This window comes from Enterobacter cloacae complex sp. SHL022 (assembly GCF_049237785.1).
GTDB lineage: Bacteria > Pseudomonadota > Gammaproteobacteria > Enterobacterales > Enterobacteriaceae > Enterobacter > Enterobacter hormaechei_C.
On the sequence record NZ_JBMKJH010000003.1, the window covers coordinates 390,507 to 401,640 of the forward strand.

The window sequence follows — 11,134 nt, forward strand, 5'->3', positions numbered from 1 at the left end:
CTTTCGCTTTCATGCGCAACAGCGATCGTTCCATGAATCACGGTACAGGATATTGCCTTCGGTATACTTCCAGGTAATTGCCTCATAGCGCAGCTCCAGCGTTTCCAGGTGGGTACTGGTCATACTGCCGGGGGAGAGATACGGCGCTACCGTTGTGAACTTGACGTTTTCCAGAATAATATTGAAATACTCAGCCTCAATCCCAGACTCAAGAATACGGTACATTTTAATTGTCGCCTTCTTCATGGTTCGCCCTTCGCAAACTGCCCGGTAAAGAAGCGGCGTTGTCTGATCAAATTCTTTGACTATTGTTATAGGCCGATGTACGCGTGTACCAGTGAGTTTTCCCCAGCTTGGGTCAACCGGAATAGTTACGCCATGGGAAAAGGATTTTAATTCAATAGATCCAAGACGCAGTGGCATTGCACAACAACCGACAATCGGCGAGCCATTCTCATCTTCAAGCCATAAATGTGCGGGAGCAGACATAGAAATACCTTATTAGTGGTTATCTTTATTGAAATGTTTGGCCTTTTACCATTTCACATAGCAGCCAAAAACAATCATGACCACAATGAAGAAAAGCCCAATTGGCCAGACAGGACTGCCGGGGAAGAAATGGGCCTGTATCAGGGCAAACAGGATTGTTAACGCGGCCGGGCCGTAGACCGAAAATATAATTCGCCCCTGCCAACGTAAAAAACGTTTGATGTAATTCATCATTGTTATCTGATCAACCTGGTGATGATATCCGCAATGTCGTCATCAGATGCCCATTGCGCACGTGTCGCGTCCGTCCTGCGAAACACAGGCTCAATGAGAAAATAAAGCATTTCAAGCCCTTGAGCATAAAGTGCCGAGTACCAGGCGGGAAATTCAACGTACAGACGATGCGCGCTATCGGCGGCTTGCTGTACTACCCCATACAGCCCAATAAAAGCAATACCTCGGGAAGCCCATCTTCCGGTAATGGCGTCGAGGCTGATATTTAATCCAAGGCGAACGCAGGCGGCAACGGCTAATGTAAACCCGGCACCGGTAAGGCTAACCGCAGCGATGTGGACATTTACAGCCATTAGCCGCTGTTTAATATACTCTAACTGTTTAGGATTTTTGTATTTGAAAACTTCCTCAAAATACAGTCTAAGCATTTCATAGACTACATCCACACCGCTTACTAATTTATAAACGGCATCTCTGAAGCGTAGGTCTTCGCTCTTCTGTCTCAGGCAAACATCATTGTATTCATCAGTGAAACATGAGGCGTAATACAACAGCCGAGTGGCGCCTTTCCCTATCATATTCACCTGTGTTTTGACGTTCTGGCCGACCGCAGTAACAGCATGGTCGAGTTTAAGCGCAAGTATTTTATTGGCCTGTAAATAACTGACGATCTCGTTGTTCCCGTACATTACTGCTCTACGTTTATTTCAGTATATGAAGACAAGCTTATGCCTGAAACCGACTGTAAAGTTCCGGCCAGATCATGTTTAAGATCTTCCCTGTATTTTTAAGATATTGACCTGATATTTTTTAAACACTCTTGAGAAGAAATTCATAAAAACTGCGAGTGAAATGCAATCCAGTGTGCCCTCACACAGCGGATTATTGTGATCTTCGCCCGATTTCGGGAACGTTCCCATTTTCGCCGTCACGTTGAAGGAGTAGGCTTGCGCACAGGTCATAACCCCTATCACCATCTGTCATGAGGTTTCATGATGAGTAAAGTCAAACAAACAGATATCGATCAGCTGATCGTCCTGGTCGGCGGACGCGACAACATCGCCACCGTCAGCCATTGCATTACCCGCCTGCGCTTCGTGCTGAACGATCCGGCCAAAGCCAACCCGAAGGCCATTGAAGAGCTTTCCATGGTTAAAGGCTGCTTCACCAATGCCGGGCAGTTCCAGGTGGTGATTGGTACCGAAGTGGGCGATTACTATCAGGCTCTGCTGGCGACTACCGGGCACTCTTCCGCAGATAAAGAGCAGGCGAAGAAGGCCGCGCGTCAGAATATGAAATGGCATGAGCAGCTGATTTCCCATTTTGCGGAGATCTTCTTCCCGCTGCTGCCAGCGCTGATCAGCGGGGGCTTAATTCTGGGCTTCCGTAACGTCATCGGCGATGTGCCAATGAGCGACGGCAAAACCCTGGCGCAGATGTACCCGGCGCTGCAAAGTATCTATGACTTCCTGTGGCTGATTGGCGAAGCGATCTTCTTCTATCTGCCGGTCGGGATCTGCTGGTCCGCGGTGCGCAAGATGGGCGGAACGCCAATTCTCGGTATCGTGCTCGGCGTGACGCTGGTCTCTCCGCAGTTAATGAACGCTTACTTACTTGGTCAGCAAACGCCAGAGATGTGGAACTTCGGCCTGTTTACCATCGCCAAAGTGGGCTATCAGGCGCAGGTGATCCCGGCATTGCTGGCGGGTCTGGCGCTGGGCTTTATTGAGACGCGCCTGAAGCGCATCGTGCCGGATTACCTGTATCTGGTGGTGGTCCCGGTCTGCTCGCTGATCCTGGCGGTGTTCCTGGCGCACGCCTTTATCGGTCCGTTTGGCCGCATGATTGGCGACGGCGTGGCCTTCGCGGTCCGTCACCTGATGACCGGCAGCTTCGCGCCAATCGGTGCCGCGCTGTTTGGCTTCCTCTACGCTCCGCTGGTGATCACCGGCGTGCACCAGACCACGCTGGCGATCGATATGCAAATGATCCAGAGCCTCGGCGGTACGCCTGTCTGGCCGATCATCGCCCTGTCTAACATTGCGCAGGCCTCGGCGGTAACCGGCATCATCATCGTCAGCCGTAAGCACAACGAGCGTGAGATCTCCGTTCCGGCTGCTATCTCCGCTTACCTCGGCGTCACTGAACCGGCGATGTACGGTATCAACCTGAAATACCGCTTCCCGATGCTCTGCGCGATGATCGGCTCCGGTCTGGCGGGCTTGCTGTGCGGCCTGAACGGCGTGATGGCAAACGGGATTGGCGTCGGCGGCCTGCCGGGGATCCTCTCCATTCAGCCCGCTTTCTGGCAGGTATTTGCGCTGGCGATGGCGGTGGCGATTATCATCCCAATGGCGCTGACTACCGTGGTTTATCAGCGTAAGTTCCGTCAGGGCACGTTGCAGATTGTTTAATTCTCTCTTTCGGGGCGCAGTTGCGCCCCTTCGCATTTGCAGGAACGCACTATGAATACCCTTCCTCACTGGTGGCAGAACGGCGTCATCTATCAGATTTACCCAAAGAGTTTCCAGGATACCACCGGCAGCGGCACGGGCGATCTACGCGGCGTAACGCAGCGCCTGGACTACCTGAAAACCCTCGGCATTGACGCTATCTGGCTGACGCCGTTTTATATCTCGCCGCAGGTGGATAACGGCTACGACGTGGCGAACTACACTGCCATTGACCCGACCTACGGCACGCTGGACGACTTTGACGAACTGGTTGCCCGGGCGCATGAACGCGGCATCCGCATCGTGCTGGATATGGTCTTTAACCACACGTCCACGCAGCACGCCTGGTTCCGCGAGTCGCTGGATAAAGCGAGTCCGTACCGCCAGTTCTATATCTGGCGGGACGGTACGCCGGATACGCTTCCCAACAACTGGCGCTCCAAATTTGGCGGCAACGCCTGGCGCTGGCACGCCGAAAGCGAACAGTATTATCTGCACCTGTTCGCACCGGAGCAGGCGGATCTCAACTGGGAAAACCCGGCGGTGCGCGCCGAGCTGAAAAAAGTGTGCGAGTTCTGGGCCGATCGCGGCGTGGACGGCTTGCGTCTGGACGTCATCAACCTGGTTTCAAAAGATCAGGATTTCCCGGACGATACCCTCGGCGACGGTCGCCGCTTCTACACTGACGGGCCGCGCATCCACGAATATCTTCAGGAGATGAGCCGGGACGTCTTTACCCCGCGTAACCTGATGACGGTGGGCGAGATGTCCTCCACCTCGCTGGAGAACTGCCAGCAGTACGCGTCTCTTGATGGCCGCGAGCTGTCGATGACCTTTAACTTCCACCACCTCAAGGTGGACTACCCCGGCGGCGAAAAATGGACGAAGGCAAAGCCGGACTTCGTGGCGCTGAAAACCCTTTTCCGCCACTGGCAGCAGGGGATGCACAATAAAGCCTGGAACGCGCTGTTCTGGTGTAACCATGACCAGCCGCGCATCGTGTCGCGCTTTGGTGACGAAGGGGAACACCGCGTGGCGGCGGCGAAAATGCTCGGCATGGTGCTGCACGGGATGCAGGGCACGCCGTATATCTACCAGGGTGAAGAGCTGGGTATGACCAACCCGCATTTCAGCCGTATCACCGACTACCGCGACGTGGAAAGTCTGAACATGTTCGCCGAACAGCGGGCTAACGGACGCGATACCGATGAACTACTGGCGATTCTGGCGAGTAAGTCACGCGACAATGGCCGCACGCCGATGCAGTGGGACGCCTCGCATAATGCGGGCTTTACCGAGGCCGAGCCGTGGATCGGCGTTTGCGACAACTACGAAACCGTGAATGTCCGCGCGGCGCTGGACGACCCCGATTCGGTGTTCTACACCTATCAGTCGCTGATTCGCCTGCGCAAAACCCTGCCGGTACTGACGTGGGGGGATTATGAGGATCTCCTGCCTGACCACCCTTCCCTGTGGTGCTATCGCCGCCAGTGGCAGGGGCAAACGCTGATGGTGGTGGCGAACCTGAGCCATTTGCCTCAGGAATGGCAAGCGGACGCTCTCAGCGGCGAGTCGCAGGTGGTGATAAGCAACTACCCCGCCCCTCAAACCTCAATGCTTCGTCCGTTTGAAGCCGTGTGGTGGCTAAAGCAGTAATTCCTCCGCCGGGCACGATGCCGTGTCCGGCTTACTTTGCTGTTTTTGTTGAATAATTAATCAGATTTTTCCTTCGCGTCTTTACAATTGCCCCAGCGCCCGCCGTTTGTACTCTCGTCTTTTTACTTTGTCCTGCATCAAAAAAATCGCAAACATGTTTGATGCAAATCACTATATGTAGCACTTAAAATGCACGCCGACCCAACATCTTGTATTTATCGTCTACTATTCCAACAACAAGACGGCGCTTACGCTGGCCGGAATTGTGGATAACACGGGCTGGGCACGCGGGAAGTCTTTGCCGCGGCGAGGAATACGCCCGGTGAATACTTCTCCACCTCTGTGGATAACCTGTTTTTAAAATGGAGTGATCATGACACCGCATGTGATGAAACGTGATGGCTGTAAAGTGCCGTTTAAATCAGAGCGCATCAAAGAAGCCATTCTGCGTGCAGCTAAAGCAGCGGGAGTCGATGACGCAGATTACTGCGCCACCGTCGCAGAAGTCGTTAGCAGCCAGATGCACGAACGCAGCCAGGTGGATATCAGCGAGATCCAGACCGCGGTTGAAAACCAGCTGATGTCTGGTCCGTACAAGCAGCTGGCGCGCGCCTACATTGAGTATCGTCACGACCGTGACGTCCAGCGTGAGAAACGGGGTCGCCTTAACCAGGAGATCCGCGGCCTGGTAGAGCAAACCAACTCGTCGCTGCTCAATGAAAATGCCAATAAAGACAGCAAAGTGATCCCGACCCAGCGCGACCTGCTGGCCGGTATCGTCGCCAAGCACTATGCCCGTCAGCATCTGCTGCCGCGCGATGTAGTCTCGGCGCACGAGCGCGGTGAGATCCACTATCACGATCTCGACTACTCGCCGTTCTTCCCGATGTTTAACTGCATGCTGATCGACCTGAAAGGCATGCTGACCCACGGTTTTAAAATGGGTAACGCCGAGATTGAGCCGCCGAAATCCATCTCCACCGCGACGGCGGTCACGGCGCAGATCATCGCCCAGGTGGCGAGCCACATCTATGGCGGCACCACCATTAACCGCATTGATGAAGTGCTGGCCCCGTTCGTGACCGAGAGCTTCAACAAACACCGTAAAACGGCGGAAGAGTGGCAGATCCCGGATGCTGACGGTTACGCCCGTTCCCGCACCGAGAAAGAGTGCTACGACGCCTTCCAGTCGCTGGAATATGAGGTAAACACGCTGCACACCGCCAACGGCCAGACGCCGTTTGTGACCTTCGGGTTTGGCCTCGGCACCAGCTGGGAATCACGCCTGATCCAGCAGTCTATTCTGCGCAACCGTATCTCCGGCCTCGGTAAAAACCGTAAAACGGCGGTGTTCCCGAAACTGGTGTTCGCCATTCGCGACGGCCTGAACCACAAGTTTGGCGATCCGAACTACGACATCAAACAGCTGGCGCTGGAGTGCGCGAGCAAGCGTATGTACCCGGATATCCTCAACTACGACCAGGTGGTAAAAGTCACGGGTTCGTTTAAAACGCCAATGGGCTGCCGCAGCTTCCTCGGCGTGTACGAGGATGAGAACGGCGAGCAGATCCACGACGGGCGCAACAACCTGGGCGTCATCAGCCTGAACCTGCCGCGCATCGCGCTGGAAGCCAAAGGGAATGAAGCGGCCTTCTGGACGCTGCTGGATGAACGTTTACAGCTGGCACGTAAGGCGCTGATGACCCGCATCGCCCGTCTTGAAGGGGTGAAAGCCCGCGTCGCGCCAATTCTCTATATGGAAGGGGCCTGCGGCGTGCGCCTGAAAGCGGACGATGATGTGTCGGAGATCTTCAAAAACGGTCGCGCGTCGATCTCTCTTGGCTATATCGGCATTCACGAAACGATTAACGCGCTGTTTGGCGACAAGCATATCTATGACAACGACGCCCTGCGTGAGAAGGGTATCGCGATTGTGCAGCGCCTGCGCGATGCGGTAGACCAGTGGAAAGAGGAAACTGGTTACGGTTTCAGCCTGTACAGCACGCCGAGTGAAAACCTCTGCGATCGCTTCTGCCGCCTGGACACCGCCGAATTCGGCATCGTGGAAGGCGTGACCGACAAAGGTTACTACACCAACAGCTTCCACCTCGATGTGGAGAAGAAGGTGAACCCGTACGACAAGATCGACTTCGAAGCGGCTTATCCGCCCATCGCGAACGGCGGTTTTATCTGCTATGGCGAGTACCCGAACATTCAGCACAACCTGAAGGCGCTGGAAGACGTGTGGGATTACAGCTATCAGCACGTGCCGTACTACGGAACCAACACGCCAATTGACGAGTGCTACGAGTGCGGCTTTACCGGTGAGTTCGAGTGCACCAGCAAAGGCTTCACCTGTCCGAAATGCGGTAACCACGATGCAGCCCGCGTCTCCGTGACCCGCCGCGTGTGCGGCTACCTCGGCAGCCCGGATGCCCGTCCGTTTAACGCCGGTAAGCAGGAAGAGGTGAAGCGCAGGGTGAAACATCTGGGGAATGGGCAGATCGGGTAAGTTCTGCGCAGGGTGTCCCCCTCACCCTACCCCTCTCCCTCAAGGGAGAGGGAACCGATCGAGCACATTGTTATTCCGGCCACCGGTGTTCTCCCTCTCCCTGTGGGAGAGGGCCGGGGTGAGGGCATCAGGTTAACGCTATGAATTATCACCAGTACTACCCCGTCGACATCGTCAACGGCCCCGGCACCCGCTGTACCCTGTTTGTATCAGGCTGCGTTCACGAGTGCCCCGGCTGCTACAACAAAAGCACCTGGCGCCTGAACTCGGGTATGCCGTTTACCGCTGAGATGGAAGACCGCATCATCAACGACCTGAACGACACGCGCATCAAACGCCAGGGGATCTCGCTCTCCGGCGGCGACCCGCTCCATCCGCAAAACGTGCCGGAGATCCTGAAGCTGGTAAAACGCATCCACCACGAGTGCGCGGGAAAAGACATCTGGGTCTGGACGGGCTATAAGCTGGATGAACTGAATGCGCAGCAGATGGAAGTGGTGGATCTAATTAACGTCCTGGTCGACGGCAAGTTCATGCAGGATCTAAAAGATCCTATGCTTATCTGGCGCGGCAGCAGCAACCAGGTTGTGCATCATCTGCGTTGAATGAAGGCGGATATCCTCTGTCCGCCTGAACGTCAAAACCGACTCAAACTCTCCATCGCCTCAGTCTTAAACGCCGCAAAATTCTCGCACTGGCACAGGCGCGCCATCGCGCGTTCACGCAGGAAAGTGACAAAGATGTCGTAAATCGCCATTGCCTCTTCGTACTCGCTTTTGCTGATGGCGAGCAGGAAGATGACATGGGCGGTTTCATCTCCCCACGGAATGCCCTGCGGCGCCAGCACGGTGTAGACCACCGTTTTTTGCGCCAGCAGGCCGAGGGAGTGCGGCAGCGCAATGCCGTCGCCGAGCATGGTGCTGACGATGGCTTCACGCTCGATAACCGAATCCAGAAACTCCGCACCGACAAAGCCCTCTGCTTCAAGCTGTTTACACAGCTCGCGGAACAGCGTTTGCTGGTCGACAGGCTTGTCGATAATGCGGAAATGGGCCGCGTCGAAGTATTTTTCCAGCATCCACGGCCGGGTGCGGTCCACCAGCACCAGCTTGCCGATCTGCTCTAACTGATAATCGGTCGGGAACGGGGCGATCATCACCACCGGTTTGGATTTTTCGCTCACACGGGCGGTGGAGATCACAAAGTCTTCGCCAATGGCATCGGCAAGCTCGTACTCGCGAAGGGTGAGCGTGCGCGTCACCTCAATCTGCGGGTATTTACGCTGAAGTACCGCCTCGATCATGCGCACCATCGCGTTACCTGCGTCGCATACCAGCAGCACCCGCGGCTGGCGCTGGTAGCCGATATTGTAATGGCGCTCCAGCCCGACGCCGATATGCAACACCAGAAAACCAATTTCGTTTTCGCTGATCACATACGGGGTGTATTTGCCCCAGCTCGACACCGCCGCGAGGGTCATATCCCACGCCATCGGGTAGTGCTGCTTGATGTTATCCAGCAACGGATTGGGGATCATGATTTGATACCGCACGCGGGTAATCATGGTTTTGATGTGCGTGAGCAGATCTGCATGCAGTTGCTCGTCGCTCAACAGGTTGTAGTTATAGTGGGTGTTGATGTAGCGCAGAATGTAGTTGACCAGGGCTTCGTCGTCGTCAGCATTAATGGCGCTCGGGGCGATCTCCTGGATCTGCCGCGCCGCAATGTGCACGCACAGCCAGCTCTCTTCTGACGGCGACAGCGCTTTGCCCGCCAGTTCCTGGATAGCCACCGCGATATCTTTCGCCGCCTCATGCACGTTCTCTTCCACGTCTTCCGCGTGGAATTCCGGCAGCGGATACCCTTCGCTGATGCGCCGCACCGACACCGCGCAGTACAGGCGCAGGAACAGCTCGCCTTCGTCGGTCAGGCGAATGTGATGGCGCGTCAGCGCATCGTGCAGCACCGGCACCATCTTTTCCGCCACGCCCGCGTTCAGCGCCACGTCGGTCACCAGCGGGTTCAGGCTGTCCTGCTGCGCCAGCTCCCACAGGAGGTCGGTCAGGCAGGCGCGTATCGCCATCTCGCTGCCAAACAGCTTCATGCCGTGGCGAGGGCGGGTTTCCAGCGTCAGGTTGTAACGGTGAAACCACTCGCGCACTTCCACCATGTCGCTCTGCAACGTGGCCCGGCTGACGAACCACTCATCGGCCAGATCCTCCAGCTTGATGGAAAAGGCTGACGTCAGAAAACGCACCACCAGATAGTGCACGCGCTCAGGTCCGGTTCGCGGAATACGCAGCGCGCGCGGGTGGGACGCCTGCAATTGCTGATAGCGCGCCACATCATTAATTTTGAGCTGATAGCCGTTGCCCCGGCTCAAAATGAACTGCGCGCCGTGGCTAGCCAGCAGCGCGTTCAGGGCGGTGATATCCGCCCGGACGGTTCGCGTGGAAACCGACAGCCGCTGCGCCAGCTCGTCCTGCGGCAGCGTCTCGTTTTGCAACAGATCGAAAAGTTGCGCTAAACGTTGGTTCGGAAATCGCACGTCGTTGTCCTCTTACGGCTTAAGGTGAAATGACCATCTGGGATGGGCTGCCGACCGGGGTATAGTCTGGCTCGGCGCTCAGCTTGCCGTCCGGCGCCACGCGGAAACGGGAAATGTTGTCGCTGCGCTGGTTCATGACGTACAGCCAGCGACCCTGCTTATCGAGCGTCAGGGTGCGCGGATAGTCGCCGCGCGTCCAGACATCATCCTGATGCGTCAGCGTACCCTCTGCCGTTACGGTAAAGTGCCCGATGCTGTTATGCAAACGGTTAGCGACATACAGCTGTTTCCCGTCGGCACTTAGCGCCAGCCCGGCAGCAAAACTGGTGCCTTTATAACCGTCCGGCAGGGCTGAAACCGTTTTACCCTCTTTCAGCCTGCCATTACTGTCCAGCGCATAATGGGTGAGCGTAGACGCCTCTTCGTTAATCAGCCACAGGGCATCACCTTTCGGCGTAAAGACGAAGTGGCGCGGCCCGGCCCCTTTTGAGGAGGCGCTGATAAGCGGCGGATCGTTCGGAGTCAGCTTCCCGGTTTGATCGTCAAAACGGTACTGATAGATGCGATCCAGCCCCAGATCGGTGGAAAAAACGTATTTCCCGCTCGGATCGGCGGCGATCATGTGCGCATGCGGGCCGTTATGATCGCTGATGGCGAAACTGCCCTCGACGGCAGCTTCCGGCTTCGCCGCGCCCGGTTCGCCTTTGTCCTGATGGGTGTCCGTAGCATCGCTCAGGCTGCCGTCTGCGTTAACGGGCAGCACCGCGACAGTTCCGCTGATGTAGTTTGCCACCAGCAGATGTTTACCGTTCGGCGTCAGGGAAAGATATACCGGCCCCGCGCCGCCGGAGGCCACCTGATTCAGCTCGCTCAGCGTGCCGTTATCGCCGATGCGCAGCGCCTGCACCACGCCCTGCTCCACTTCGCTTGCCAGATAGAGCGTTTTGCCGTCGTGTGAGACGGTTAACTGCGCGGCGTTCGGCAGCTTGCTCACCAGCGTTTTATCGTTCAGCGCACCGGTTTGCGGGTCGACGGTAAAGCGGTACAGCCCTTCGCCGTTGGGGTTGTAGGTGCCCACCCAGGCGTACTGGTTTTGAGCAATAGCAGAGGTAGCAAGTAAAGAGAGTGAAGCAACAAGCAGGGTACGGGTGTGCATGGTGGCTCCTTCGGGTGTGTGCGGTTTGTTTCCCCTCACCCTAACCCTCTCCCCAAAGGGGAGAGGGGACGATTACACCCTCTCCC

8 protein-coding genes are annotated in these 11,134 nt (G+C 56.3%); 4 read left to right on the forward strand and 4 right to left on the reverse strand.

Annotated elements, in window-relative coordinates; genetic code table 11:
• Positions 1-9: 9 nt before the first annotated feature.
• Positions 10-489 carry an Hcp family type VI secretion system effector gene (locus ACOTZD_RS08705; protein ID WP_003863398.1) on the reverse strand — a complete coding sequence of 160 codons (480 nt, stop codon included), beginning with the start codon at positions 487-489 and terminating at the stop codon, positions 10-12.
• Positions 490-725: 236 nt separating this feature from the next.
• Positions 726-1,412, reverse strand: coding sequence for a hypothetical protein (locus ACOTZD_RS08710; RefSeq protein ID WP_045336787.1), 687 nt, complete (start codon positions 1,410-1,412; stop codon positions 726-728).
• A gap of 306 nt (positions 1,413-1,718) precedes the next feature.
• Between ACOTZD_RS08710 and treB the strand changes: the two genes are divergently transcribed.
• From treB to nrdG, 4 genes are all read left to right on the forward strand, one after another.
• Positions 1,719-3,137, forward strand: a complete 1,419-nt coding sequence (gene treB / locus ACOTZD_RS08715; protein ID WP_174402201.1) for a PTS trehalose transporter subunit IIBC — start codon at positions 1,719-1,721, stop codon at positions 3,135-3,137.
• Between the two features lie 51 nt (positions 3,138-3,188).
• Positions 3,189-4,832 (forward strand): alpha,alpha-phosphotrehalase, encoded by a 1,644-nt coding sequence (gene treC, locus ACOTZD_RS08720; RefSeq protein ID WP_032608377.1) that lies wholly within the window; start codon positions 3,189-3,191, stop codon positions 4,830-4,832.
• Between the two features lie 373 nt (positions 4,833-5,205).
• A complete protein-coding gene (gene nrdD / locus ACOTZD_RS08725; RefSeq protein WP_032608376.1) occupies positions 5,206-7,344 on the forward strand; it encodes an anaerobic ribonucleoside-triphosphate reductase in 2,139 nt (712 codons plus the stop codon).
• 140 nt (positions 7,345-7,484) lie between these two features.
• Positions 7,485-7,949, forward strand: a complete 465-nt coding sequence (nrdG, locus tag ACOTZD_RS08730; protein ID WP_003856093.1) for an anaerobic ribonucleoside-triphosphate reductase-activating protein — start codon at positions 7,485-7,487, stop codon at positions 7,947-7,949.
• Between the two features lie 32 nt (positions 7,950-7,981).
• On the opposite strand, the gene ACOTZD_RS08735 is transcribed toward nrdG, so the two are convergent.
• Both ACOTZD_RS08735 and ACOTZD_RS08740 read right to left on the reverse strand, forming a co-directional pair.
• Positions 7,982-9,892 carry a BglG family transcription antiterminator gene (locus tag ACOTZD_RS08735; protein ID WP_164474342.1) on the reverse strand — a complete coding sequence of 637 codons (1,911 nt, stop codon included), beginning with the start codon at positions 9,890-9,892 and terminating at the stop codon, positions 7,982-7,984.
• Positions 9,893-9,911: 19 nt separating this feature from the next.
• Positions 9,912-11,048, reverse strand: coding sequence for a lactonase family protein (locus ACOTZD_RS08740; RefSeq protein WP_174402189.1), 1,137 nt, complete (start codon positions 11,046-11,048; stop codon positions 9,912-9,914).
• Positions 11,049-11,134: the final 86 nt, after the last annotated feature.

What these genes read in the sequence shown, in the direction of transcription:
- ACOTZD_RS08705 (WP_003863398.1), bottom strand. Translation starts at nt 489, where the DNA reads ATGTCTGCTCCCGCACATTTATGGCTTGAAGATGAGAATGGCTCGCCG.
- ACOTZD_RS08710 (WP_045336787.1), bottom strand. Translation starts at nt 1,412, where the DNA reads ATGTACGGGAACAACGAGATCGTCAGTTATTTACAGGCCAATAAAATA.
- treB (WP_174402201.1), top strand. Translation starts at nt 1,719, where the DNA reads ATGAGTAAAGTCAAACAAACAGATATCGATCAGCTGATCGTCCTGGTC.
- treC (WP_032608377.1), top strand. Translation starts at nt 3,189, where the DNA reads ATGAATACCCTTCCTCACTGGTGGCAGAACGGCGTCATCTATCAGATT.
- nrdD (WP_032608376.1), top strand. Translation starts at nt 5,206, where the DNA reads ATGACACCGCATGTGATGAAACGTGATGGCTGTAAAGTGCCGTTTAAA.
- nrdG (WP_003856093.1), top strand. Translation starts at nt 7,485, where the DNA reads ATGAATTATCACCAGTACTACCCCGTCGACATCGTCAACGGCCCCGGC.
- ACOTZD_RS08740 (WP_174402189.1), bottom strand. Translation starts at nt 11,048, where the DNA reads ATGCACACCCGTACCCTGCTTGTTGCTTCACTCTCTTTACTTGCTACC.